This window comes from Mesorhizobium sp. WSM4311 (assembly GCF_002295115.1).
GTDB lineage: Bacteria > Pseudomonadota > Alphaproteobacteria > Rhizobiales > Rhizobiaceae > Mesorhizobium.
On record NZ_NSFV01000013.1, the window covers coordinates 98,886 to 125,753 of the forward strand.

Sequence of the window (26,868 nt, forward strand, 5' to 3'; positions counted from 1 at the left end):
CGAATACGGATGCGTGCGTAGATTCCGCGCCGCCAGGCCAGCTCGGCGATCGCATGAGGTTCGCGCTCATTGGCAATGATTTCGGAGAGAAGCTGGGCGCGTATGCGGTCGAAAAGTGCTGGTGTAGCCGGATGCGGGTCCCGCCGCCGAGAATGTCGGCCAGCAGTCGAGCGCCGCGGCCCCGCACCAGGGACCGCCCATGAATGACTCATGCGAGGCGTCTCAAGGCTGTCCGCGATCCAGCGCCAGATCTCCGCCTCGCCCGAGACGCGCAGAGCTGGCCGGTTGTGCAGGAGCCGTCGGCAATATCCGCCTTCCTCGTTCGGATGGGTAACGCTTGCGATACGGAGTCTTGACTTTGGCAGTCGCTCTGTGACATTACCTATATAAAGTTCGAAAGAAGGCGATATGGATCATGCATAGGTCACAGAGACCCGAATGAAGGCAACGTATAAACGCACCTATTCGCGCTACGCGATGGAAGCGCTTGGCCTTTTCGGTAAGACCATCCGGCTTGGCCGGATGCAGCACCGGTTAACCGCACAGGAGTTAGCCGAGAGAATCGGTGTTTCACGCAGCACCCTGCAGCGCATCGAGAAGGGCGATCCCAAAGTCGAAATCGGACTGATGTTCGAAGCTGCTGCCATTGTCGGTGTGAAGCTGTTCGATGCCGACGGCAATGGCATCACAGCCCTCACAGGCCGCATGGACGATCGCATCGCGCTGCTGCCGAAGCACGTCTACAAGGCCGGCAAGCAGATCGTCGATGAGTTCTAAGGTCCCCAAGTACGACGAAGCCTATGTCTGGGTCTGGCTGCCGGGCGAGACCGCGCCGGTTGTCGCCGGGCGGCTATATGCCCATGACGGACTCGTCAGCTTCAACTATGGCAGGAGCTTTCGTGAACTGGGAAGCGCGATCCCGCTTTATCTCCCGGAACTGCCCCTGAAGGCAGGCGAATTGCCTTTGCTTCCTGGCCTAACCATGCCGGGATGCATCCGCGATGCTGCCCCTGATGCCTGGGGACGACGGGTTATCCTAAACCGCAAATTCGGTGTGAAGGGCGATGAAATCGCGCGGCTCGATATTTCAGAACTGACGTTCTTGCTGGAATCAGGCTCGGACCGCATCGGCGCGCTCGATTTTCAGTTTTCGCCAATGCATTACGAGCCGCGCGCACTGGCCAATGCCACTCTCGAAGAGCTTGTCCAATCGGCGGAGCGGGTAGAGAAAGGTATTCCGCTCACCCCCGAATTAGATCAGGCGCTGCATCACGGCAGCTCGATCGGCGGCGCAAGGCCAAAGGCGCTGATCGAGGGTGACGCCGTCAAGCATGTCGCGAAATTTTCCTCGTCTGCCGACCTTTACAGCGTCGTCAAAGGAGAATTCATAGCCATGCGGCTTGCCGCCTTGTGCGGCATCAGAGCGGCATCCGTCTCGCTCGTTCGCGCCGCAGGCAACGACGTGTTGCTCGTCGAGCGATTCGACCGGATCAAGGTCACGGGCGGCTGGCAACGCAAATCCATGGTCTCAGCGCTGACGATGCTCGCGCTCGATGAGATGATGGCGCGTTACGCCAGCTACCAGGATTTGGCGGAGATCATTCGCCACCGATTCACCGCGCCGTCGGAAACTCTGCGCGAGTTGTTCAGCCGCATTGTCTTCAACATACTTTGCGGCAACACCGACGATCATGCCCGCAACCATGCGGCATTCTGGGACGGCGCTAAGCTCACCCTCACGCCTGCGTACGATATTTGTCCGCAGGCCCGCAGTGGCCAGGAGGCCAGCCAGGCCATGCTCATCAGCGGCAATAACCGCATGAGCCGGATAGCGTCCTGCCTTGAAGCGGCGCATCACTTCCTGCTCAGCGCGCCGGAAGCTCTTGCGATTGTTGAAGGCCAGCTCCGATGCATTGCGGAGAATTGGCCGCGTGTCAGCGAGGAAGCTACGCTATCCGGCACAGATCGCAATCTGTTCTGGGGCCGACAGTTCCTCAATCCCTACGCTTTTACGGCGCTGGAAGGAAGCGCCGACGTTCTCCGCGCTCTGGCTGACGAACTACGCAACAGTGTTCACGCCTGATCCGGCGCTGGATTTCGGACAAGCTCGGCAAGCGCAAGACGCCCACAATATCGACAACCCTTGCCGTGCCAGGACGAAGATTGAACAAACGGCTCTTCAACAGTGACAACGTGCACTGCGGAGAGATGTGGAGCTGACACCGCAAAAGCCCAAGACGCGCGACTTCCCGCGATACAACTCCACATAACTGAGCGTCTACAAGCGGTGCAGCCAGCCAAACATCCAGCCATCAAAGCGATGATCGTCTGATCTTTTGCCGATGACATCACGTCGGGGAAGCCTTGTTCGAGCGCTTGCCGCTTCATATCGATACCGGCCTGGGCGTAGCGCATCGTTAGTTCAGCCCGAGTGGCCTGGCCATCGACTGATGGTGGCGATGTCAACACCCGCCTTGACGAGGTGGATGGCCGTCGTGTCCCGCAAAGGGCGATGATGGATGCTTTTTTCCGCCATGGTGGTTCCTTCGCCCGCAGCCATGTGTGCGCAGCAAGTATGGAACACCGAACCGGGTGAGCAGTGTGGGGCGGTCGTTGCTTTGCTCGGCGGGACAGGGCGATACCAGACGAAGGTCACAATCGAAGATTCAGGATCCCTGAACTCGTGCATCCGTATTGAACATCAGCGAAAACAGAGCGTAATCCCGCTGTCCAGAAGGCGTGCGGCGGACGATACGCGCCAGGACGCTCTTGATTTCCGGGCTCATCGAGATATTCGACAGGTGCCACCCACGCGCCCTCTTGAAGGGAAGTGTCACCACCAGTTGCAGCGTATCCTAATATTCGGGGTGCTCCGAAATCAGGAACCGCGCAAAGGCATGCATCGCCGCCAGCCTTGCATTGCGGGTCGCAACTGCCACGCTCGACCTCAAGTGATGTGAGAAAGCTGCCCATCCTGTCGGTATTGATGTCGGAGACCGCTTCTTCTTTCAAGAATATCTTCCCGCTCTCCCGCGGCATGAGCCCGTGGCATGCTTCGGCCCAATGCTGTGGATTGATGTTTCTTCATGCCACAACCTCGCTGACGAGACCGCCGAAAGCCCCTTCAAAGCGGTCGGTGGCGATCTCTCGCAGCTTTGGAAGGTAGTGCATTGATTTTTCGTGGAATGGGGACCCTGTTTAAAGGGTGATTTTCGTCCAAACGGGACCCCTTAACGATGGGGTCATCAAGATGCCTCCGGCTTGATCGGAGGCATTTGTGTTTTGGATGTTGGTTTTAGAGACGATTGCAAAGATACGTCGGCTGTCGCTGGTCCAGGGGAAGTCGATCAAAGCGATCTGCCGTGAGCTGAAGATCTCGCGCAAGGTGGTGCGCAAGGTCCTGCGTTCTGAGGAGACGCAGTTCCGCTACGAGCGCAAGCACCAGCCCTATCCCCGCATGGGAGCTCGGCGTGAGACGCGGGACCGGCTGCTGTCGGCGAATGCGGCCAAGCCGCAGCGGGAGCGGCTGCCGGTCGCTTCGACGGCTTCCATTGCATTCCCCCGTCGGTGTCGAAGACCTGCACGGTGCGCTTCGACAACAACAAATACTCGGTGCTGTCGAGTGCCGTCGGTCGGCCCATCGAGATCCATGCTTATGTCGATCGGATCGCATCCGCCAGAGGATGGCGTGGTCGTGGGAGAACACGTTCGCTCCTTTGGCCGCAACGAGGTCGCCTACGATCCCTGGCACACGGCGCGCGCCGTTCCTTGGCTGGGTCGTGCGGTCGGCAATGGAGAAGGTGCGGCGCAGCTCAAGGCGGTTGATGACGTCGACCGGCAGATGGTGTTGATCCTCACCTGGGTGCTGACCGACGGATTGAGCGCGGTCGAGGCCGCCTGTCAGGAAGCCATCGAGCACGGTGCATCGTCGGCGCCGGTGATCCTCAACATCCTGGCCCGCAGCCGCGATCCGGCGCCGGGCACGATCCTTTCCATTCCCCAAGCGCTGAAGCTAGCTCACGAGCGGTCGCCGACTGCACCCGCTATGACAGTCTCAGGAGGACAAACAGCCATGGAACGCACCGAGGTACTGGAACTGATGGGAGCGCTGAAGCTCTACGGAATGCGCAGAGCCTATGACGAGATCATGGGCGCGTCGCCATCAAGCGACGGCACGAGCCGCCCAGGATTGTCGGTGATCTCTTGCAGGCCGAGATATCGGAGAAGCAGGCCCGCTCCATCAAATACCAGTTCGCTGTCGCCAAGTTGCCGCTGGCCAAGGACATCGACGACTTCGACTTCGCCGACACGCCGGTCACCCCCTGATGCGCGATCTCGCCCGGCCGCGCCTTCGTCGCCGATCAGCGCAACATCGTCCTGGTCGGCCGCCTTCACGGGTCACCCAACTCGCGCGGAAGGTCGACCGCATTGCGACGGGCGCGTGTCGACTTCCCAACAATGTCAGACAGGAGACGCAACGCTATCGGAGCGATCGCATTGCCCGAAACGATTTTCCCAGTTGGCACGACAATTGCGGTCCTATGCGCAAAAGCAAACTAGACCTGAGAGCCGCACCGCATGAATGTAGCCTCCCAATATCTGCCGCTTGTGGCGCATCACGAAGCCGGGCACGCGGTGGCCGCCATCGTTTTGCACCGTCAGACGTTCGACGACGACCGTGAACTCCCTGCTTTCTCAAGTGTTAGTATTTACCCCGACGTCGGTGACGGAGAGTGCGGTGGTGTTGTCGAAGGCGCGGGTTTTTATTCAGCGCAAGGATTCACCTCGAAGCGAAAGCCGATTTTCGAGGACGATATGGATCGATGTTTGGAACGCGATGATGCGATCCGGGAGATAGTTGCGTGTCTGGCAGGTCCTTTTGCAGAATCCGCATTCGAAGGCTATCTGGACCCGCGCGATATGGCGATGAATGCGTCCGATGGGAATGAGGGGAGCAGCGACTACGCGGATGCCAAGCGAATCTATGGTGAGTTGCGGTTCCTGATGCCGCGCCGCCCCGATTGGGGGCGGATCGAAGATTGCACGGCCCGGCTAGTACTCGATCACTGGTCGGCCATCGAAGCATTGGCCGCGCATTTGCTGGTCAAGCATGCTCTCCAATTCGATGAGGCTCTGACGATTGTTGCGCCGCATCTTCCGCCCATGCCAGCAGCTACGCCGCCAGAGCGTCATCCGCAGCCTGCTTGATCAGCCATTCGATGTGATTTGACCACATCTGCAACACCTCGCGCTTCTCCTTGACGTTGCTATAGAGATTGTAGATTTCGCCAATGTCTGTCAAGGACGCCGCCTTGTGATTCAGTATGTGCTCGATGACGTGTGGCAATACCTGCCGCCTGCCGAGATTTGTCGCGAGCGTCCTGCGCAGATCGTGAAGGGTCCAGTTCTCCAAAGCCACCCCGTCAGTATTGACCTTGCCGTCTAGAGCCTTCTTGCCCTTCGCGTAGCCTGAGAAGTGGCTTCTTTCGTTGCCCCTCGCAGGGAAAAAAACGTGTCATTGGTCTTCGGTACCGTCTGGGGGACCGACACCGCCAGTGTGGACAGCGGAATAAGCGTAGGCTCTTCGTTCTTCGTGCGGTCACCCGATAGTTCCATGTTCCGGCTTCAAGGTTGAGGACCAACGCATCGCGGCAACTTCCGTACGCCTCTGTCCGGTCAGAATGAGCAGCTTGACGATGGAGCCGAACGAATAGCCGATATCGCCCGGTTCGGGCTCACAGCCCGTTCATATAGCCGCCAGTTCGGCATCGTTCACCACTCGCTTGCGCTTGACGATCGGGGCCGGATCCGGATTTTCCAATCCCTCGCGGGGAAACCGCGGATGAGCCGTTGCGGCGGTTTGCGACACCAGTTGAAAAATGCCCGCATACACCAGAAGGCCGTGTTAGCCGCTTGCGGGTGACCCCCGGCGACGATCTTCTTGGTGATGTTAGCAATGTCGGTGTCGATCACATGGTGGATAGAGCGACTCCCGAGGGCAGGCACAAGATACCGGTTCAGGCTGGCCTCGACCAGTGCGGTGTTTTGAGGGTCGTTACTCGGCGGCCTGGAGGTGACCGCCATCGCCGTCCTCGGTATCGTCAGCGCTGATATGCGCCTGATCGGCAAGGAAGGCTGGCAGTTCCGATGGAGCTATGCTGGAATTTGGGTGACGAGGCTGATCAAGCGGCGCTCTGCGGCTTCGTTTCGATGACCTGGATTCCGTCCAGGAACCTGGCACCTGCGATGAGTTTCGGCAACTGATTTTGTCCTTTCAATCGTCGCCACTTCCTGGCCGCGGCCAACAGCTTGAAGACCATCAGCTGGGCGGTTTTCGAGGATAGCGAGCCCTTGGTACGCACCGTGCGATAGCGAACGGTTGCAAAGACGCTTTCGATGGGATTGGACGTTCGCAGATGATCCCAGTGTTGGGCGGGGAAATCGTAGAGCGCCAGCGACGCAATATGATCTTTCGTCAGGCAGTCGACCGCCTTGGCATACGCCTCGGCCTCCATCTCGATCGCATGCGCAAGCAATTTGCGCGCGCCGCTGCGAAGTACATCCGTCAGGGTATCATCGATTTCGTCGGGCTGACGAAGGCGAACAATGTGTTGATAGTCTCGTTCATGGCGTATCACTCTCCTTGAGAGGTACTGGCAGGCTTCATCACCCGCCTCGATACGCCGCTCTCCTCAAGCCGCCATCATCCAGTTTCCGCCATGGCTCCCCCTGATTGATCCGCTTCACCTGTGCAACTGCACAGGCTGCCCTAGCGGGGAGATTGGCCTCCAATGGCGAAAGCTTGCCGCAGGAGACCCTCCGATGACCGTGCCTATGGCGCCGCCGCTACGACAACTTGCCGACAAGCAGCGTGCGATCCACTGCCGCGCTACTGCGCCTTCAAGGGACGTCTGGATCGCGACGCAGGAGCCGATGACCGTTACGGGATCAATTCCAGGTCGCGCTGGCCGTCGCTGTGCCAGTTCGACGGTCTGGTGGCAATTTGGGCACATCTTCTGTCGCCGACAGTGGCGATGGCTGACGCTTCAACGAAACGGGGTCTTCGACGTCTGCTGCCTTCGCCGATGCTTTGCGAAGTGGCATAATGTTTCGACGCACGCAGGCGCGGGCAGGGGATGTCAGTCATGAATCTCCTGACTGGCGCGGATCAGGCCGATTGGCGGGATGAAAGATCATACGACTACACCGCTGGCCTGACGCTGCGGGAGTGGGCTTGGGAGTTCTTACGCCGCAATCCAGCGTTCCAGCGCGATCTGACCGCTGCGCGCCAGCATTGCAAGACTTGGTCTCTCCAATCCTTTCTCGATATGGTCGCGTCGGCCGGCGACCTGTCACGCTGGGGTGTTCTGTTTCGCGGAGTCTTGTGGCCGCGCTTCGGTCGTATTCTGGTGTCCGCTCTGGTGCGTCCATGTGCTGCCGGTCATTGCGGAACGGTTGCCTGCCTCGTCGCCGACACCGCCGTTCGAACTCTCGGCATTGCCCTGTCGTGCAATCGTCCTGCTGGCGCCCGACAAGAGCCAGCATGTTCTTCTTCGCAATGCGGACCACGCGCTGCAGCTCGCCGTCTCGGGCGCGAATATCCTCCACCCTGTTTGCCTGCATACGCAAGCCATCTGGCCCGCGGTGCTTTTAAAGCATCGACTGAGGGGACTGGAGTGCCTCAATGCTCTCAGTCTAGGGCAACAGTTGCCCCCCCGCTTGTTTGCGCCGGAAAAGCGCGGCGTTCGTTTGTCCTTCGTTCTTCGTGCGCTCGACGGTTCGCTCGCCGGAGCACCTCATCGCGAGCTCGCCGAAGTTCTCATCGGTCAACGGCGCGTCCATGCCGACTGGGCGGATCCTCGCGATCATCTGCGCGACCGCATCCGTCGGGCCGTCTCGCGTGGCCGCGCGCTCATGAATGGTGGCTACAGAGATTTCCTAATTTGAAAAGCGACAGTCCGCGCTGTGCGTCGGTGGATGAACGTTCGCTCGCAGCTGTACCCGTCACCAACAGTTCGCCCGCCGACAGGACTGCATGGCGCCTTGCAAGTGCGCTCTGGTCTAGCTTGTCGATGCCGAAATGAGATGGGCGAGGGTGCCAAGGCGGTGGTTCATTAGGGCCGGCCTCGACCTGGACGCACATCATTGGTCGGAAAGCGGCGTGCACCGCAATGTCGCCATAGCAGCCAAGATCCTTTGAGGCCGGACCTGCAGTCCTGTTGGACCGGCGGGTGCAACAATATGGAGGGATCTGAGGCCTCACACCGTTCCCTGGTCGACAGCTCGGTCAACATAGCACCCACCGCTTGATTATGGAAATGGTGTGCCTGGAGTGCAGCGAGTAGCGGCTTGCTGCGCACTGTCCTAAGAATAGCAGTCATGACCCGTCTGGGGTTCTGCAACACGACGATTCAACCGCTTGGGCATTGTCGCATATCCCACAATGTAGAATGCGCAACAGGGCAAAAGCTGATCCATCGGCGGTTTATCAATGCTTTTTGGCTTGGCACGGCACATGCAACGCAATCGGCAAAAGGCGCACGAACTGAGTGGCCCATCGGCCCTAGGAGCGCTGACTTATGCCCTCCCAAGGCATGTCCGGCCCGACAGCGAGCTCAGTCTCCTGCCGGGCATCCGTGTTTCAGGTCAACGGCGTTTGGAACTTCCAATTAGGTGGCGGCATTGACCGCAGGCCGCCCCCCGGTGGGGCGGAGAGACAGTGCAGCAGGTTTCAAATCCCGCCCATGCAAAGATATTTCATTTCCAGATAGTCCTCGAGGCCATGACGGGAACCCTCCCGCCCGATGCCGGATTGTTTGATCCCGCCAAACGGTGCCGCCTCCGAGGACATGCGTCCCGTGTTGATGCCAACCATGCCATATTCCAGAGCCTCTGCCACACGCCAGACCCGCTTCAGGTTTGAGGCATAGAAGTATGCGGCGAGGCCGTATATCGTGTCATTGGCCTCGCGCACGACCTGATCCGCATCGTTGAAGCGAATGATCGGCGCGAGCGGCCCGAATGTCTCCTCTTGCGCGACTGCCATGACGCTGGAAATCTCGGTGAGGACCGTGGGTTCGAAAAACGTGCCATTCTTGCCGATACGCTGGCCCCCGCATCGTATTGTGCCGCCTTTCGCAATGGCATCTGCGACGTGAGACTCGATCTTGGCCAGAGCATGCTTGTCGATGAGCGGTCCGATGTCCACTCCGGCATCGAATCCGTCGCCAACCGACAAGTGCCGGATTCTTTCCACGAATTTCTTGACGAACTCATCGTGAACGCTCGATTGGACGTAAATGCGGTTCGCGGAAACGCAGGTCTGGCCGGCATTGCGGAACTTCGCCTGGACCGCACCGTCAACAGCACCGTCAATGTCGGCATCATCGAAGATGATGAAAGGTGCATTGCCGCCGAGTTCAAGGCTGACCTTCTTGATCTGGTCAGAGCACTGACGCATCAGCAGCCGTCCGACCTCGGTCGAACCGGTGAAGCTGATCTTTCGAATCTTGGAATTGGTGCAGAGTTCACGGCCCACGCGATCACCTTCGGACGCATAGATCAGGTTGACCACGCCATCGGGAAAGCCGGCCTGATGGGCGAGGGCGAACATTGCGCCAGCCACGAGCGGCGTCTGTTCAGCGGGCTTGAGCACGATTGTGCAGCCCGCAGCCAAGGCCGGCGAGATTTTGCGCGCCACCATGGAGGCCGGGAAATTCCATGGCGTGATCGTGCCAACAACGCCGATGGGCTGCTTGATCACTAGCATTCGGCGGTCTGTCGAGGGTGCCGAGATCGTCTCGCCATAGACGCGATTGGCCTCCTCGGCATACCATTGCAGATACGCCGCCGCATGCGATACCTCTGAAATGGCTTCGGCAAGCGGCTTGCCCATTTCCGCAGTCAGAATCGCGGCGAGATCGCCTGCATGGTCGATGATCAGCTGATGCCATCGCCAAAGAACGTCGCTACGTTCTCGGGCCGTCAACGCGGCCCATCCCGACTGCGCAACATAGGCCTTGTCTACCGCAGCACGTGTCTCCTCCACGCCCATATCGGGAAGCTCTGCCAAAACTTCGCCGGTCGACGGATTGACGACCTCGAACGTCTTATTGCCAACTGGTCTGCCGAGTGCCGGCAGGCGGTCGATGGCTCCAAACAGGTGCGGGGATTTCAGACGGCGGATCATCGGCAGGCACAGGGGCAATACCGGATTCCTCCTCAACGCAGCGAACATCCAGGTCGACAGGCCGTCAGTGTGTATTCTGCACCAGTGGGTTCGTCGTAGGGCCTCGGCAAAGCAGCTGGTAGACCACGCTAGCCCGATGAAAAGACAGCAGTTTCGTTAGTTTGAGTGCCCGCGGTTCATCAATTGATGGATTAAGCAGTCGGATGTTTGCTTCATCCACCATGCCTGCTGGTGGCATGCGACTGAATTCTGCAAAAAGGCGGCATACATGCTGAGGAGCGCCATTTCGGCGAGAGGCCGCCGGACCGCCAATGCCGCGCAAGGTCGGCGAAAACGACTCCGCGCGTCTGCATGATCTGCTTGGCCCACGGGCCTCCACATTCGCTCTTCCCACGAGAAGCCCCGATGAAGAAGGAAGGTGAGATGAGTTTCTTTACTCATCCTTGCCGCCCAGCGGCGGGCCGACCACCAAAATGGCGGGCTCGGCCGAAAGCAGCTTTTTGGCCGCCGCCTTGACCTGTTTGAGCGTCACCCGACCGATGCTGCGGGCGCGACGCTGGTTGTAGTCGACGTCGGCCTTGTGAATCTGCAAATCCAGGAGCCGGTCTGCAATCGAGCGGGTCGAGCCCAGTTGGTCGATGGCATAGGCGCCGATCAGGTGCTTCTTCGACGCCTTGAGCTCGGCCCCGGTCGGTCCTTGCTGCGCCATCTGCTTTACCACATCTCGCACGATGCTCAGTGTTTGGGCAGCGCAGTCCGAGCGTGTCTCTGTCGTAACCAGAAGCGAGTCAAGGGTTAGTTCAGAGCTGACGTGATAGGCAAGGCCGCGTTTTTGACGTACCTCCTCGTAAAGGCGGGAAGTCAAGTATGAGCCGCCAAGGATGTCGTTCAGCAGCACGGCCGCGTAGAAATCCGGCGCGCTAGGCTTCACGCCAGGCCAGGCCAACGTCAGCGAAGTCTGCGGCAGGTCGTAGTTCTCCTCCACCAGTTGACCGAGTTTCGGCGCGACATCGTAGACGGGGACGAGGGTTTGTTGCTCAGGCAAATCACCAAACAGCTGGTCAAGCCTTTCCCTCAACGTGTTCGCGTCAATGTCACCCACCACGGCAATATGGAGCCCGTCGCGAGCGAAAATGGCCTGGTGGAAGGCGCGGAGGTCGGACGGCGTGATGCCGGGCAGGCTCTCTTTTGTGCCTTCTCCCAGCCTTGAACAAGGATGCGCGCCATAGATCGCGCGCAGCCATTTGCGCTGAGCGATGGCGTTAGGGTCTCGCTCGCTGCCGACGATGCGGGAGACAATCTCGGCGCGGACGCGATCGATCGGCCCCTGCTCGAAGCGCGGCGCGTTCAGCGCGAGCCGAAGCAGGCCGAACGCCGCGTCCTGCTTTTTGGAAAGCATGCACATCGATCCGTAGATGTCGTCGCTTTGCGCGTCCAAACTCATTTCGGCGCCGGCATGGTCGAGCTTCACCTGGAAGGCACCGCTGTCGTAATGGCCAGCGCCTTCGATGAACAGGCCGGCCATCAGTTTGGCCATCCCCTCCTTCCCGACCGGGTCCTGCTTGGTGCCGCCCTTGAAGGCAAAGCCGATGTTGACGATTTCCACTGTGTGGTCCTCCACCAGCCAGGCGATGATGCCCTTTTCGGACTTCACCTCCTGGATGTTCATCGCAGCATGGGGCCGAGCGCCGAGCGTCATCTCTTGATTCTCCGTCTTGGGCAAGAGATAGCCCGTGGTCGAACGGTCGAACGCGAGATAGCGGGCGGCAACTGCTTTGATTTGCTCGGGGGTAACCTTGCGGATGCGATTCGGCCGTTCCTCGACATCCTTCACGGTACCGCCGGTGGCCAGCGTCGAGCCGTAGATGCTGGCGAGCCAGTCCAGGTTGTCTTCCGCAAAGATCATATTGAGCAAATAGTGGTCCTTGGCCTTGCCTAGTTCCTCGTTGCTGACACCATCCTCGGCAATGCGGGCAACTTCGGCAGCGGCCGCCGCTTCGAGATCAGCCAGCTTGGCATCGCCGCGCGGTGCGCCATAGATGGCGAACTTGGTGTCGTCGAGCATAGTGCCCTGGAAATAGACGCGGGCGCTGGAAGCGATACCTTGCTGGACAGCGAGCGCCTGGTAGAGCCGGCCGCGGTTACCGCCGCCGAGAATTTCGGCCAGCAGGTCGAGCGCTTCGGCCTCGCCCGGCTTGGCGGTGTGGTAGGACGGCACCACCCACTGCGTCGAAAAACTGGGCACGCTGACGCGGGCGTCTGAGAGCGTGACGGTGCGCCTGGTGTTCTGCTCGGGCTCAACCGGCCGGATGCGCGGCGGCAGGTCAGGTCCGCGCGCCACCTTGCCATAGGTCTTTTCGGCCAGCGCCCGCACCGTGTCCGGTTCGACATCGCCGGCCACGATCAGCACGGAGTTGTTGGGCCAGTAGTACTTTTCATAGAAGACGGTGGCGTCGACGCGGTTCAGCTGCTCGATCTCCTGCATCCAGCCGATGATCGGGATGCGATAGGGGTGGTTCTGCCACAGCGTCGCGTCGATCTCCTCATGGAGAACGTCCTGCGGGTTGGTGTCGGTGCTTGAGCGGCGCTCCTCGATGACCACATCGCGCTCGGTCTTGACGACATCGTCGGTCAGGATGAGGTTTCGCATTCGGTCGGCCTCGAAGCTCATCATCAGCTCGAGCGCCGACGGCGCCACTGTCTGATAGAAGGCGGTGTAGTCGGAGGAGGTGAAGGCGTTGTTGGAGCCGCCGATCTCGAACACTGCGCGGTCGAATTCGCCGCCCGCATGGTTGGTCGTCGCCTTGAACATCAGATGCTCGAAGAAATGGGCGATGCCGGATTTGCCCGGCGGCTCGTCGGCGCTGCCGATCTTGTACCACACCATGTGGGTGACGATCGGCGCCCGGTGGTTGGGAATGACGACCACCTCCATGCCGTTGTCGAGCACGAAATCCCTCGCCTTGCCGTCCTCCCATGCGACGGGGATCGGAGCCGGCCCCGCGCCGACCAACTCGGACGCAACGGACGTCCTGCGAAGCCCATGAGTGCGGGGCTTGCTTGGTAGTTCTGGTAGGGAGAGTGGGGTTATGGGCTGCGTTCCTGGCAAAGTGATCTGTTCCTCATTTTGAAGGATCTATGTCTCCCGAACGCCTATTGGGAGAAAGTGGATCGGCACGCGACGCCGAGCCACATGAGCCGTCAGCGTGTTGCTGGGCCTGACGCGAGCCTCATCTTTGGATGCGTCCGGGAAACTTTCGGCATGGTGAGGCCATGGGAAGTCTGCTCGTTATCCATTGGGTGTTTGCGGATACCTGAGCATGCCCCGTGCCAAGTAAGAAAGCCCCGATTCGCAAGGTTTGATCCAACCTTGATACTTGCGATATCCGACATTGTCGGGCATCCGACAGAAAGCGCCTTTCGCCGGCGCGCCGGCTATGACGCTCGCCTCCTCCGGCGTGACGACGATCCTTTGGCGGGCGCCGCGCACACCGATCTGCCCGCCTATCAGCACCGCGACATCGAAGGACAGCGCGATCGTGACTGGATGGGTCTTACGCAAACATGCAGCAGTGCCACCGCGATCAGGACTTCATCCGCCCCACAAAGACCCGAGCGCGAGGGACGACGTGTAAGGCAACATGTCATCCTCGATAATGATGCCGCGCATAAAGAGGTAAGGTCCCTCGTCGTACCGGCGAGCCCCTTCGCTGGGTCTCGCGAGGGTCTGGTTTGCGAACGTCGACCGACAGCATCACGGCATGGGCGGCCCCATCGGTAGGCAAGCATTGACCGTGCCATCAGCGTTGAGGCAGCGCAGAGCCCAATTTCCCGGTGCCAGCCGGTACGTTGGAGCTTCAACTGTGGCCAGCCAAGCGGGCCGAGGCCGTGAAACTCCTGATACCCTGGACCGTCCGGATTGCAACGCACGACGCCTTGGTCTCGCGCCAACGTCCATTGACGCTCAGCGAAGCATCATGCGGACGAGCTGGGAAAGCTTGGCCGGGCCGGCGCCTTCCCAGGCGCATGGGACGCGCGACGACCCATGTGGACCTTGGATTTCACTACGCACTTACGCTGCTTTGGCCTTGTCAGCAGCCTGAGCATAAAGCGTGCTCAGCTTTCAGGGCGAGCCTCTTTCATGTTGATAGCATCTGTCGTCATTCAGGATCGCCCCATTTTCGCATGCCGCTTGCAGCTTTCAGACTGTTGTCAGCCAGGGCCGCCATAAAGGGTCTCGTTTAACGCATTCGGGAGGCTTCATCACTCGACCACATTAATTTCGGGCCGTTCGCCGGCGCTCCGAATGGCACTTAACACCAGATCCTCTCCAAACCCGTGATGATCCAAGAGGAAAACGAAAAATCCCTAAATCATAAAAAAGCACCGATACGGTCGGCTCCAGGCTGATGAAATTGCGGTCTCACTGGCCACGCACGATACTTGCGATGGCGATGGCCATTGCAAAGGCCGGTCAAGCACCCAAGACGCTGACAAGCACGCCTCCGACCAAAGCTCGATCGTTGGCAGCCTTTCTAGCCGTATACTTGGGGCATTTTGGGACGGCGATCCGGACGCCGATTAAAACCTGCCGGTCGTCTAAATGGAATGGTTGGTCCGGGTCCTTACTGGACCTGCGCCAACCCGATCGGGCCGGCGCACAGGGGCACCCAGACAATTGGACACGTCGCCTTTGCGCGGCGGCTTGCACTTTCTCGGATGGCCTTTTTTCTCCCCGGGCGAAATCGAGCGAGCGGTGAGGCGGAGCCTTCGATTTTGCCGATCATGTCGTGTCGCTTCGATCGAACTGCTCAGACGATGATAGCGGCATTGATTGCCGCGGCCGAAATGCGTTGTGTGAAGTACGATTTCTACGCCGTATACATACTGCCGTACAGTTCGCCCTGTCAGCAGCCTTGCCAGCAATCCGCCCTGTGTCCAACTGTCGTCGAATTCACCGGTGTCATTGAGGAATTCGTATGATCGCCTCGAAACCATCATTGCGACCGCGGGCGGGCGACGCAAGCTCTAGACTGCCACCGATCCGCTGGATAACCATGTTAGCGATATGTAGACCAAGGCCTGAGCCCGCAGCAGGAGTAGCACCACGACTAAATCGCTTTGTAAGCCCTTCGAGGTCGGGGAGGGGCACCACCGGTCCGGCGTTTGCAATAGCGATGGTTCCATCAGTTTGGACGGAAACTGTTGTCGGAACAGTGGGCAGTCCATGTATCAGCGCATTCTCGATCAGGTTACGAAGGAGGATCCCAAACGCATCGACATCCACTTTGCGCATCAAAGTGGGGCAGCCGTCGACGTTAAGATGCAGGCGTCCGGCATATTGCGGCTTTTTCCTCAGGTCATCGATTTCCAGCCGAACCGATCGGACAAGATCGATCGCGTGATCCGCCATGCCAACCCCCGATTCGGCTTGAGCGAGCTGAAGCACTTTTTCGACAAGGCGGCCAAGGCTCGACAGCGCTTGCTCGATGCCGCGCGCACGCATTTTGGCCGACCCATTGGGAAGCTCGGCCACTAATCTCTGCATCTGAGCGATTGAACCTGCGATCGGCGTGCGCAGTTCATGCGCACTGTTTGCGGCGAACTCGCGTTCGGCCTCGAGAGCCGCCCGCAGACGATCGAGAAGCCGATTGACGGATGCCGCGATTGGAGCCAACTCTGCCGGGAAATCGCCCAAGTCCATTGGTGACAGATTGCCGCCGTCGCGCGATCCGATCTGCTGTCGCAGTACCTCGATTGGCCGCAGCGAGCGCCGGATCACGATCCACCAAACAGCTAAGCTAAAGGGCAGGAGCACGAGTGTCGGAAGGAAGACAAAAAGTGCGCCCTTCGCGATTGTGGTACGGCGGCCATCAAGCGGTTCGGCCAACTGATGATACACGCCGTCTTGGATCTCCTCTGTGTAGACGCGGTAATCAGCGTTTCGCCAAAAGCCGTTACTCAGGGGAGCATCAGGGAAGGGCTGCTGACCCTCTTCCGGTTCAGAAATAAGCACTACCCCGTACTTATTAATAACCTGCTCACGATAGGTCCAGTACTTTTCATAAGTTGGCAAGTGGTTATTGTATTGATCAACGTGTTTTCCATTCAAGACCTTGATCAGCTCTGGTTCTCTGTACTCTGCGCTCCCCTGGAGCAAGTCATCCGAACTTTCGTTTACATTATTGCAAAAAATGAACGCAGCAATGGTTGGGGCGGCGATCCAAACCAGGAGCGTTGCCCCGCCTAACCACGATATCAGCTTTCTCGTCATGCTGTTCGAGTTCGTCATGTGACCACGAGCCTGTATCCGGAGCCACGCACGGTTGCTATTCTATCCCCGCCGATCTTCTTGCGGAGCCGGCTGACATAAACCTCCACTGTGTTGCTCTCGAACTCCGAATTGAATGAATAAAGCGCGTGCTCGATCCTCCCCTTTGAAACGACCGAACCGGGCCGGCGTAGAAGGCAGTCGAGCACCGCCCATTCGCGTCCAGACAGGTGGACCTCCTGCCCGTCGCGGAAGAGGCGTCGCTCGGCTGCCTGTATGGAAAGCGTCCCAACCGAAAATTGCGGCTCCGGAAAATGCCCTTGGCGACGTGCCACTGCACGGATGCGTGCCGAGAGTTCCCCCAGATCGAACGGCTTGACCAAATAGTCGTCGGCGCCAGCGTTGAGCCCCTCGATGCGATGCGAAATCCGATCGCGGGCTGTCAGAATGATGACCGGCGTTGTATCAAGCCCCTTGATCAGCTCCCGCAGATAGTCGATGCCATTGCCGTCCGGCAGGTGAACGTCGAGCAAAATAACGTCGTAGCCGGCCACAGCTGCATGACCGCGCGCTCCGGACAGGCCCTCGGCCCAGTCGACCGCGTGGCCACCAGCCACCAAATGATCGTGCACAGCACTTCTAAGGTCGTCGTCGTCTTCAATGAGCAGTATTCGCATCAGGCTGCCGAGCTCCGGTATGAGGGCAAGGCTCCTGCCTTATTGATCGAAGCTGACAGTAGGCTGAACCGGCGCCAGCGAATATCTGGGGGCTTTCAGGCTGCTGTCAGCTACAATTGCAAGAAAGGGGTCGTTAACAAAGCCAAACGAAGAGGCCTTATGAAACCCCTCCTGATCTCGGCACTTTTGCTCAATGTGACCACCGGCGGCTGTACACTGGTTGGCGGGCAATTCGACGTGGCGGTCAACGAATGGCAGCCGCGCCACGCGTCAATGTCCAGGCTTGAAACTGACAGGTGTCTTAAATACGAGGGCACCGTAGCGGGTGCCTCCAGTTATCGAACAGTGCCTAGCAGGTCAGAAGTGCACTTTGACCATAGGGGTCGTCCGTATTTTCGGCGCTCGCGAACAGAGTCGACGGTCAATCGATGCGCCACTGCCAGAGTCTGGAACGGTCAAGTGTTTGTTATCCCCCGTCCGGGCCATATTCTCTGCCGAGGACCAAGAAGGCCCTATTTTCGGTGCCCACGAACAGAGCCAACGGTCAATCGATGCGCCACTGCCAGGGTCTGGAACGGTCAAGTGTTTGTGATCCCCTGTCCCGGCCGTGTTCTCTGCCGAACTCGCCCTTGTAGTCGGCACACCAAAGATCGTTAGGGCGACAGCCGTTTGAAAGTGGTGTCCCCGTCGCCCTGTTGCGCCTGCGCTTGCGGCGCTCGACCATGCCGTGGCGGTCGAGCACGGCATGCACGGCCGAGATCGCGGGCCGGTGCACATCCGGATACAGCCGGGCCAGCCGCTCGCGTATCTTCGGCGCACCCCATGTCGGCTTGTCTTGCTTGAGGCGCACAATCAGCTTCTCGATTTGAAACGGAAGCTGATTGGCGTGGCGATAGGGCCGCCGCGATCGGTCCGTCAGCCCTCCAGGCCGCTGTCGTTGTAGCGCGTGAGGATCTTGTAGCCGGTCTTGCGCGAGATATCGAACTCCCGGCAAAGCACCGCCATCTTCTCGCGTCCAGCAGCCGGGCGACGAACTTCAGCCGCTCTTCCATGACGTTACACTCCTTCCAAGGCACCTTGCTCTCCTTGCAAAGGGCCGAAAGTGTAACCCATCTATCCGGAATGAACTGTCACCCATCTCTCGGGAAGGAAAGTCATGGCCAAGGCAACTGGAAGCCGAATTTTCTTTTAGAGTATGAATCAGCGCCGTCTGCCGAAAAGCGCGTCCACGATCTTCCCTTTTGAAACGACCGTGCAGGGCTGGGGCAGACGGTAGTCGAGCACCGCCCATCCGCGTCAAGTCAGGTAGACCTCCTGCCCGTCGCGGAAGAGGCGTCGCTCGGCTGCCTGTATGGAAAGCGTCCCAACCGAAAATTGCGGCTCCGGAAAATGCCCATGGCGACGTGCCACTGCATGGATACGCGCTGAGAGTTCCCCCAGATCGAACGGCTTGACCAAATAGTCGTCGGCTCCAGCGTTGAAGCCCTCGATGCGATGCGAAATCCGATCGCAGGCTGTCAGAATGATGACCGGTGCCGATTCAAGTTCCTTGATCAGCTCCCGCAGATAGTCGATCCCATTGCCGTCCGGCAGGTGAACGTCGAGCAAAATAAGGTCGTAGCCGACCACAGCTGCATAATCGCGCGCTTCGGACAGGTTCTTGGCCCAGTCGACCGCGTGGCCACCAGCCACCAAATGATCGTGCATAGCACTTCCAAGGTCCTTATCGTCTTCAGTGAGCAGTATTCGCATCATGCTGCCGAGCTCCGGTATGAGGGCAAGGCTCCCATCTTATTGGTCGAAGCTGACAATAGGCTGAACCGGCGGCAGCGAATTATTTGGGGAGCTTTCAGGCTGCTGTCAGCTACAACTTGCAAGAAAGGGGTCGTTAACAAAGCCAAACGAAGAGCCCCTATGAAACCCGTCCTGAACTCGGCACTTTTGCTCAATGTGACCCCCGGCGGCTGCATCAGCAAATTGATTTGGGAAACAGGCGCGCCGGTTCTAATGACCGACGCAGGCCGAGGTCTGGAGCTGGACCAGCGAACGGCGTCTTCGGTTTTTCAGGCAACAGCCACATGGAAGAATATGATTGGCTCGACCATGCGCCGAGCTTTGTCGAACGGATTGGTCGCGGGCGCACTACCACAGATTATGGCAGGTTTACGCCCTGGCCTTGACACCCGGGGTGATCGTCACCGGCGGAGCCGCGGCGTACTGATCGGATATCTAACGTCGCTGAGTCTCTCGTCGGTGCAGTGGATCTCTCGGCTTAGCCATCATGCAAAAAACGACGGTTCCGCGACACCACTTTTCAGGTCCGTGACACAGGCTTTGTGAGCCGATCTGTTGTTCTTACCCCAGGCTAATGGCTGAACAGCTCTGTCGCCGGCTCGATGCGCCAGATGGCGCGATGTTTTGAACCCTTTCACGAGGCGACGGCAGCAGCCGACCGGCTCTCCTATCGCGGCTCCCGCGATCCACACACCCAACAAGGGAATCTACCATGGTAATGAAGGCACCGGTTGCCGACGCTAGGAATGGGTCGGTAGTAGATCGGCTGGTCGGCATCGACCTCGCTCGGGGCCTGGCTGTCTTCGGGATGTATGCCGCCCATCTCGGTCCCGACCCCGGCGAAGGAGGACTAGTCGGGTTTCTGATGGAACTAACCCATGGGCGGCCGTCGGCCCTGTTTGCCGTATTGGCCGGTTTTTCAATCCTCCTGATTACAGGTCGCAAGGCGCCGAAGTCGGGGATAGCCGGTAGACAGGCCATCGCCAGAGTCGCAATTCGTGCCCTTGTTTTGCTCGCGCTTGGCTCAATCCTGGGCTGCCTCGGTACCCAGGTCGAAGTCATCCTAGAATACTACGGAATTTGCTTCTTGTTGGTATTGCCGCTCCATCGGCTCAGCGCATATCAGCTGGGCTTGATCGCTGCCGCTACGGCATTAGTTCTCCCGCAAGTCCGTTCCTCCCTTCTGTCGGTTGCCCCCAACCTCCTCGACCCGGTCTTCAACCTCATGGTCAACGGCTACTATCCCGCGGTGACCTGGGTTCCTTTCCTCATCGCTGGCATGGCCATCGCGCGCCTTAATCTTAATACGCTAGCAGCGCATTGGCGCCTTGGTCTGGCGGGGGTCGCGCTGGCCGTGTTGGGCCATGGGGGATCCTTGCTCGCGCTGAGTTCCCGCGCTTTGACTGAAACCTCCTTGTGGTGGTCTGACGTTGACGGCGCTTTTGAGCCTTCCAAGTCGTCATTTATAGTCAAGTCGTCATGGATAGCCGCACCTCATAGCGAAACGACGCTTTCGATCGTGGGCAGCACCGGTTGCGCAATGATCATCTTGGCGGCTTGCATGCTCGCTGTGGATGCGCTCCCGCGTCTGCGAAAGCTGGTCTGGCCAATAATCGCAGTCGGCTCGATGTCTTTGACGGCCTATGTGCTGCACATTGCGGGAATAGCCTATCTTATGAAGATAAACATTTTCAAAGACGAGAGCCTGTCCACGCTCTTTGGCTTCGTTGTGGTTATCAGCACTTTTGCGGTGCTTTGGCTGCGCATCTTCCAGCGAGGACCGATGGAAGTGCTGATGGGTAGGGTCGCAGATCTCGCGCGTCACATCCGCTGAGCACCGCCGCGCCCCGGCCTCCCGATCACATTACGGACAAGGTGGGGCTTTGTCCAAAGCTTGTTCGCGGCAGGGGAGGGTACTTCCTCCCAGCCTGCCGCCTTGTTGATGGAAGCTAAAACGGTCGCGCAGGCGCTAGAGTTGCATCGGCATAATCAGCTTAAACTCGCGAAGTTAAACCCGCGGTTGGTCTATCTCGGCCCGCCTCACCTGAAAGGCTAAGGTATCCGTTTCGGTCAAGGGTTTTAGGGGCCATTTTCGCTGCGCCTTGAGGAGAGCGTTTGCTAGGATGAGGAGCTTTCGCAACAAGATGATGACCTTTGCGGGTTTGCCTGCCGCCTTTAGCGCCTGGTATTTTGCCTTGAGGTCGGGGTTGAAGCGCAGGGCGAAGGGCCGGGCATGTAGAGGGCCTGGCGAACATTGGCCCGGCCGCCCCGGATGAAGGCGCGGCCGCTCCATTTTGCCGAGGCCGGCGAGGCTTGCGGCCTTTGGTTCCGAGTTCCGGCATGTCGATGGTGAGTGTGCAGGCGGTGGCATCCGATGCGCCATATGCTGGTCAGGATTTCGCGGCGCTGGACAGCGTCGGGATCGGCTTTCATGAGGGTAAGCATCGTCTGATCGATATCGCTGAGTTCACGTGGATCTGCTTCCAGCCACTCGTTGTTGTGGCGCCTGAGCAAGGCAAGCGGTCAAGGTCTGGCTCTGGTGCTGGCTGCGGTGCGATCCCCGCACGGGCCAGGTGCCGATCGTGTCGACGATCCACCTCGCCGCGACCAGAGAGCTGCTACTCTCTTCCGCTGTTCATTCTGGCCTCTTCGCAATGAATGTCATAAAATCACCTGTCGCAATTAATGGTTTTTGATTTGGCTCCTACAGCTGGCAGATATCGCCGAGAGTTCCGCAGAGAGCGTCGAAAGTTTTGGCCGCCTTCTTCCGCAGCCGCGCCTTGAGTTTTGAGCAGACCTGTCTTGATCGGGTTGAGATCGGGCGAGCATGGCGGCAGGATCAGGAGCCAGTGCCCCTTTGGCCAACCAGTGGGCGGCGCGTACCTTGCCGACAATCTGGGGTTCCGAACCCGACAGTTGGTTTTCAACCCGACAGTGGCCCGCCTCAGAGCAGGCTACCGCCCTTCGGAGCAGGCAGAAGCTAATCGAGGTTCGCGGGTTCCGGTTTGAATGTGCAGGTCGCTGCGCGCCTGATCTTTCGGTCTGGCGGCACATGACAAAAACTCTCATTTTGGCCGACGATACCCGGTCAGGAGCGGGTATCGCAGTCGAGAAGCGACCCGAGCACGTCCACAAGATGTGCCGAGTTTGCAAGGTGTGTCATTGTTTCTGTCAACGTTCGAGCGACAGCGCACGACGAAACGTCTGGCATACGCCTCGTCTGGCACGCGCCTCGCATATGTTGCAGTTGCTGCTGGAGATCAGGCGATCGAGTGGGCCTTGCAATTTTCCGATTTTGATGCGCCTAAAGTCTCGTGTACAAATCAGGCTGGCGTGAATGGCCTGCCTAAGTTGCGACTTATTACAAAGGAATGGATATGGCGACTGGAACGGTGAAGTGGTTCAACAGCACGAAGGGTTTTGGTTTTATTCAGCCTGACAACGGCGGTCAGGATGTCTTTGTCCACATTTCCGCTGTTGAACGAGCGGGCCTGTCGACCCTTAATGAGGGCCAGAAGATCAACTACGAGGTGGAACAGGATCGCCGCACGGGAAAGTCCTCTGCAGGCAGCCTCAGCAAGGCTGGCTAACGGTCCGGGAAAGCCTTGGCAAGGTTCGTCATCGCCGGAACGCATTGACGGCTCGAAACCCGGGCCGGAGCATGCAAGTTAATGCCGCGGCAGGGATTGCTGGAGCCATCATGAATTACTCTGGAAATGAGGCTCTTGGACGGGAAAGGCGGGGCTCATCCCCGCCCTTTGATTCCGCGCAGATTGGGCCAACGGCTGCTGCGCGTCCGAACGACTGTTGATACGGATTTAGGCTGCGACCTTCTTGCGGGTCCGTTTCGCCGGCGCCGTGGCTGGGGCTTCCGGCTCTTTCGGTTTGCGGCCGAGTCCCATGGTCTTGGCCAAGGCGGAGCGCGCAGCGGCGTAATTCGGCGCCACCATGGGATAATCCGACGGCAGACCCCATTTGGCGCGATATTCGTCTGGGGTCAGACCATAGTGCGTCGCCAGATGGCGCTTTAGCGATTTGAATTTCTTGCCGTCTTCAAGGCTAATGATGTAGTCCGGTTCGATCGACTTTTTGATCGGGACAGCAGGTTTTTTTACAGGCACAGGCTCTTCTGCCGGTATGAGTCCAGCCGTGCCGTTTAGAGCCCCGTGCACTTGGGCGATCAGGGCAGGAAGCTCCCCCGCCGGGACGGGGTTGTTGGAGACGTAGGCTGATACAACATCGGCAGTGAGCTCGATGAGGATGTCGGTCTTGTGGGGTTCTTCTGTCATAAACTTCTCCGGGCAGCTTGAAACACAGTTGGGCGAAGTGTCGCTTCATAGTGGCGGTTGCCGCTGAAAGCAAATGGATCGACGGGTGCGCTGCTCCTCCACCATTGAAGTCTCGGCGACGCATCCCGTCATCGTCCATCGCTAAAGGCAGCGTATTGAATTATGGGAGCGGTCGCGCCCGCCCCACCATAGCGATACAGCAAGACAATCAAAAAAGCCGGTCTTTGCTTGGCCCCAAATCTTTTCTCCTTTCGTGAACGCTGAGCTGCCAAGCTGCTACAGTTCACCTCGCGGGGCAACCGTGCACAACACAGGAGTTGCCCGAGCGATACATTCTTCACTTGCCGCTTATCAGCGCTGGTGATTGCACTTTGCAGCCTGCCTCCGGACCCGCAGCGCTCACGCTGTTGGTTTTGCGCCTGCAGGCGTCGGAAGTCGGATCGCCGCAGCTAATTTCCTCAGGCGGACGAATTCAACAAATCGATTGTTTGGATCGAAGGCATCCACACCATCGATGCCTCTAGAATATGATCCAGCTACAATCACCGTGCTGTAATGGCAGGGACGGCCAGCACAAGCGCGACACGATCCGGCGGGTCCATCGCTGCGTTACGTATTCATGGCTACTGCATCGGGCGCTCGGTCGACCGCCTTAAGCCAGGTCGCCGCATTGCGAGACGGTGACCGGCGAGGGAGAGGGCGCTCTGGCAACGAAGCGAGGCGGGTGGCCTTGCGGGTGGCCGCGTGATGTCATCCGGCTCTCCTGCCGATCTCTGCCGGCCAGATCTGGAGCAACTGTTTTGCATAGATATGGCTCTCTTCAGGGGGCCATCTATGATGGGAGCCGAGCGCGTGTTCGAGCCGGGGAACAGGCTGCGCATGCACTGTGCCCACCTATTGCGATCGTGCTAACCTTGGTTGTTCGGACTTGCCGTTAAAGGCAAGCGACAGATTGAAGTTATGCTGCACCATCTGATTGCCTGGCTCGTTTTCGAGAGCTCGCCGATACAGGGCCTGTGCCGCGTCATGCCGCCCCTCAATGTCCAAAATCACGCCCTTCGCATTCAATGCACGTACGTTTCCTGGGGCTGCAACCAAGACGCTGTCGAGCACCTCAACCGCTTCGTGCGGGCGCTTCTGGCCCACCAAGGCATTTGTAAGTCGTATCGCCGCATCAACATTGTCCGGGTGCTGCTTCACCTCATCCCGCAAAGCCCGCTCTTGAACATCCTGACCAACTTCGCGCAAAATGCGTTCGCGCATAGCCGGATCGATTTGATCGGCGCTGAGCAACTCGGGGGAAGATGTCTCCTGCACGGAAAGAGCCGGCTTTTGCCAGCTGGCGCAACCGCCCAAAGGCAGAATGGCGAGTACGGCAAAAAGAAGTGAGTTCCGGCGCAGAAACATAGGCGATGGAGAAACTGTATTACTATTCATGTTATCTCTCAGTTATCGGGGAGGCGCGTGGCGTTCAGTTAGGAAAGGTGGGACTACTCTAACAATCCGCTGTTCGATCCGTGCGGGAGTGTGACGGATCCTGCGGGGCGAATTGTAAAGTCGGAGGCGAGGTCTTGATAAGACAGCACGGCGAGATCAACCCCGTTTCGCGTCAGAAAGCCGCGGACGAAACGTCGGACATCCATCGACGTCAACAGAATAGGGCGGGTTTGACCCGGTTCTGCGTTCGAAAGGACCTGACGTATCTGTGATAGCATCGCTTCGCTTTGCCGATCCTCCAGTGCGAGATAGGGGCCTGCATCCGAATCTCGAACCGCGCCACGCATCACATCCTCGCTCTCGCGCTCGACGACCAGGGCGGACACGATGCCCTCCGTGTTGGCATGGCGGTGGCAGATCTGTCGCTTCAAACCAGAACGGACATATTCCGTCAGCAGGGCAACGTTCTGCTCACGCTCGCTCCATTCGGCCAATGCCTCCAACACGAGACGGGTGTGGCGGATTGGGATACCTTCCTCCAGGAGGCGGCGCAGAACATCGGCAATCCGAGGAATCGGCGTCGTGCGTAGCACCTCTTTCACAAGCTCAGAATATTCCTGCTCCATTCGGCCCAGGAAATGTCGGGTCTCTTGGATGCCCACCAATCGCGGTGCGTAGCGGGTCAACGCTGCATGGACGCGCAAGGCGAGGAGTTCGCCGGGAGCCCTATGCTCCGTGCCGGCGCCCGTAAGGGCCTTTGCAGGGGTATGTTCAACCGGGAGTCTGTCCGTTTTCGGCTCACGTCTAAGGGGGACACCGCTCGAGTCGACGTGCGCTACATCGGCTCGGAGCGCCATCTGGTTTGGATCTAAGGCGTCCTGTTCGACTGGCACGCCCTCGACATCAATTCGGAATTGCGATTCAGGCAGCTGCTCGTCAACCAAGACAGGGATGCGAGGAACGATAATGCCCAGATCGGCTGTGACCAGGAGCGAAACGCGCCCAATATGTTTTTGCAATTCGGCTTGATCGACCGCCTGCATAAGATCTGGCGCTAGAAAAAATGCGATCGGGAATTCCTTCGCAGGCGCGGCTTGCTTAGGCTCCGCTGCAGTTCCACCTTTCGCATCGGCAGTGCCGGCGCCCAGCACATCAGCCTTGACAATGCTTACCGCAGCGAACACTGCGGCCAGCATCAGAAAGACGGGGAGGGGAAACCCAGGAACGAACCCCATTACAACCAGGACGCCGGCCGCCAGTCGCAAGGCTCGAGTGCTGGCCGTGAGCTGACTGACCATTTCTGTACCGAGGTTGATCCTCGCCGTCCCAGTCACACGGGTGACGATGGTCGCCGCAGTAATGGAGAGCAGAAGGGCCGGAATCTGCGATATCAATGCATCGCCTATCGTCAGCAGAGTGTAGTGATGCAGTACCTCGCCGAAGGACATGCCCTTGGAGAGCAGGCCGATCGAAATTCCACCCAGCATGTTGATGCAGATAACCACCAGCCCGGCGATGGAATCGCCCTTCACAAATTTCATCGCGCCGTCCATCGCGCCATAGAGTTGGCTTTCCTTCTCCAATTCGGCGCGCCGCCGGCGGGATTCGTTGGCATCGATGTGGCCGTTGCGTAGCTCTGCGTCGACCGCCATTTGCTTGCCCGGCAGAGCATCCAGCGTGAAACGCGCCGCCACTTCTGCCACCCGTTCGGCACCCTTCGCGAGGACCATGAATTGCACCATGGTGACGACCAGAAATATGACGAAACCCACCACGATATTGCCTGAAATGACGAAATCGCCAAAAGTATGAATAATGCTGCCGGCCTCCCCCTCGGCCAGGATCAGTCGCGTCGTTGCGACCGTGAGCGCGAGACGGAATACAGTGGAAATCAAAATAACGCCGGGCAAAGAGGAAAAATCAAGTGGAGTACTGACATACAGGGCAACCATCATCAGCAGTATGGCCAACCCCATATTGAATCCTATCAGGGCGTCGACCACCACGACCGGGATAGGCATGACCATCATCGCGACAGCCAGAAGCAGCATCAACGCAACCATTAAATCCGGGCTGGCCGGCGCACGCTTGATGAAGTCACGCAGGACGTTGGCCATCGAGACACCTTTGCAATCGGTTGAGACTTACTCTGCTGTTACGCCATGAAACGTGGCTTTCGAACTCCGAAGGCGCCTCAGCCTTGGCCAGCGC

Annotated in this window: 18 protein-coding genes and 4 pseudogenes; 8 read left to right on the top strand and 14 right to left on the bottom strand. The window is 58.9% G+C overall.

The window, feature by feature from the left end:
• Positions 1–477 precede the first annotated feature (477 nt).
• Both CK226_RS27410 and CK226_RS27415 read left to right on the top strand, forming a co-directional pair.
• Complete coding sequence (locus CK226_RS27410) at positions 478–777, top strand: helix-turn-helix transcriptional regulator (protein WP_210326673.1); 300 nt, start codon at positions 478–480, stop codon at positions 775–777.
• Positions 767–2,083 (top strand): HipA domain-containing protein, encoded by a 1,317-nt coding sequence (locus CK226_RS27415; RefSeq protein ID WP_063169281.1) that lies wholly within the window; start codon positions 767–769, stop codon positions 2,081–2,083. Before CK226_RS27410 ends, CK226_RS27415 begins: the two co-directional genes overlap by 11 nt.
• Before the next feature lie 569 nt (positions 2,084–2,652).
• On the opposite strand, the gene CK226_RS34540 is transcribed toward CK226_RS27415, so the two are convergent.
• The gene (locus tag CK226_RS34540) at positions 2,653–3,012 is read right to left on the bottom strand and encodes a hypothetical protein (RefSeq protein ID WP_126066776.1); all 360 of its coding nucleotides are present in this window, start codon (positions 3,010–3,012) and stop codon (positions 2,653–2,655) included.
• Between the two features lie 516 nt (positions 3,013–3,528).
• Between CK226_RS34540 and CK226_RS35770 the strand changes: the two are divergent.
• The 3 genes and pseudogenes from CK226_RS35770 to CK226_RS27430 all read left to right on the top strand — a co-directional run.
• Positions 3,529–4,062, top strand: a pseudogene (locus CK226_RS35770) (IS21 family transposase); the annotation flags it as partial.
• A 10-nt stretch (positions 4,063–4,072) separates the two neighbouring features.
• Positions 4,073–4,386, top strand: a pseudogene (locus CK226_RS27425) (ATP-binding protein); the annotation flags it as partial.
• Between the two features lie 192 nt (positions 4,387–4,578).
• Entirely contained in the window at positions 4,579–5,208 is a 630-nt protein-coding gene (locus CK226_RS27430) for a hypothetical protein (protein WP_063169279.1), read from the top strand.
• On the opposite strand, the gene CK226_RS27435 is transcribed toward CK226_RS27430, so the two are convergent.
• Together CK226_RS27435 and CK226_RS27445 are read right to left on the bottom strand one after the other, a co-directional pair.
• Positions 5,174–5,419, bottom strand: a complete 246-nt coding sequence (locus CK226_RS27435) for a tyrosine-type recombinase/integrase (RefSeq protein ID WP_082826569.1) — start codon at positions 5,417–5,419, stop codon at positions 5,174–5,176. The two genes, CK226_RS27430 and CK226_RS27435, sit on opposite strands and share 35 nt — an antisense overlap.
• A gap of 763 nt (positions 5,420–6,182) precedes the next feature.
• Positions 6,183–6,638: a transposase gene (locus CK226_RS27445; protein ID WP_256748481.1), complete on the bottom strand. Its 456-nt coding sequence runs from the start codon at positions 6,636–6,638 to the stop codon at positions 6,183–6,185.
• Between the two features lie 793 nt (positions 6,639–7,431).
• On the opposite strand from CK226_RS27445, the gene CK226_RS27450 reads away from it, so the two are divergent.
• On the top strand, positions 7,432–7,947 hold the full coding sequence (locus CK226_RS27450; RefSeq protein ID WP_224570032.1) for a DUF2285 domain-containing protein: 516 nt from the start codon (positions 7,432–7,434) through the stop codon (positions 7,945–7,947).
• Positions 7,948–8,731: 784 nt separating this feature from the next.
• On the opposite strand, the gene CK226_RS27455 is transcribed toward CK226_RS27450, so the two are convergent.
• From CK226_RS27455 to CK226_RS27490, 8 genes and pseudogenes are all read right to left on the bottom strand, one after another.
• Positions 8,732–10,237, bottom strand: a complete 1,506-nt coding sequence (locus CK226_RS27455; protein WP_245437863.1) for an NAD-dependent succinate-semialdehyde dehydrogenase — start codon at positions 10,235–10,237, stop codon at positions 8,732–8,734.
• 385 nt (positions 10,238–10,622) lie between these two features.
• Positions 10,623–11,888, bottom strand: coding sequence for a pitrilysin family protein (locus tag CK226_RS27460; protein ID WP_128311092.1), 1,266 nt, complete (start codon positions 11,886–11,888; stop codon positions 10,623–10,625).
• 9 nt (positions 11,889–11,897) lie between these two features.
• Positions 11,898–13,202: pseudogene (locus CK226_RS27465) on the bottom strand (pitrilysin family protein); the annotation flags it as partial.
• Between the two features lie 276 nt (positions 13,203–13,478).
• Entirely contained in the window at positions 13,479–13,751 is a 273-nt protein-coding gene (locus CK226_RS35150) for a hypothetical protein (protein WP_024505391.1), read from the bottom strand.
• 1,401 nt (positions 13,752–15,152) lie between these two features.
• Positions 15,153–16,481, bottom strand: a complete 1,329-nt coding sequence (locus CK226_RS27475) for a HAMP domain-containing sensor histidine kinase (protein WP_063169275.1) — start codon at positions 16,479–16,481, stop codon at positions 15,153–15,155.
• Entirely contained in the window at positions 16,478–17,137 is a 660-nt protein-coding gene (locus tag CK226_RS27480) for a response regulator transcription factor (RefSeq protein WP_024505389.1), read from the bottom strand. The genes CK226_RS27475 and CK226_RS27480 overlap by 4 nt, the downstream gene beginning before the upstream one ends.
• A gap of 619 nt (positions 17,138–17,756) precedes the next feature.
• Positions 17,757–18,189, bottom strand: a pseudogene (locus tag CK226_RS27485) (helix-turn-helix domain-containing protein); the annotation flags it as partial.
• Positions 18,190–18,433: 244 nt separating this feature from the next.
• Positions 18,434–18,892 carry a response regulator transcription factor gene (locus tag CK226_RS27490; RefSeq protein ID WP_224570033.1) on the bottom strand — a complete coding sequence of 153 codons (459 nt, stop codon included), beginning with the start codon at positions 18,890–18,892 and terminating at the stop codon, positions 18,434–18,436.
• 751 nt (positions 18,893–19,643) lie between these two features.
• Between CK226_RS27490 and CK226_RS27495 the strand changes: the two genes are divergently transcribed.
• On the top strand, positions 19,644–20,765 hold the full coding sequence (locus CK226_RS27495) for a DUF418 domain-containing protein (protein ID WP_063169274.1): 1,122 nt from the start codon (positions 19,644–19,646) through the stop codon (positions 20,763–20,765).
• 1,543 nt (positions 20,766–22,308) lie between these two features.
• Positions 22,309–22,521, top strand: coding sequence for a cold-shock protein (locus CK226_RS27505; RefSeq protein WP_008874821.1), 213 nt, complete (start codon positions 22,309–22,311; stop codon positions 22,519–22,521).
• A gap of 228 nt (positions 22,522–22,749) precedes the next feature.
• Here CK226_RS27505 and CK226_RS27510 read toward each other — a convergent pair whose 3' ends face one another.
• From CK226_RS27510 to sctV, 3 genes are all read right to left on the bottom strand, one after another.
• On the bottom strand, positions 22,750–23,220 hold the full coding sequence (locus CK226_RS27510) for a MucR family transcriptional regulator (RefSeq protein WP_024505385.1): 471 nt from the start codon (positions 23,218–23,220) through the stop codon (positions 22,750–22,752).
• A gap of 894 nt (positions 23,221–24,114) precedes the next feature.
• Positions 24,115–24,657: a tetratricopeptide repeat protein gene (locus CK226_RS27515; RefSeq protein WP_082826568.1), complete on the bottom strand. Its 543-nt coding sequence runs from the start codon at positions 24,655–24,657 to the stop codon at positions 24,115–24,117.
• 53 nt (positions 24,658–24,710) lie between these two features.
• Positions 24,711–26,774, bottom strand: a complete 2,064-nt coding sequence (gene sctV, locus CK226_RS27520) for a type III secretion system export apparatus subunit SctV (protein WP_063169272.1) — start codon at positions 26,772–26,774, stop codon at positions 24,711–24,713.
• Positions 26,775–26,868: the final 94 nt, after the last annotated feature.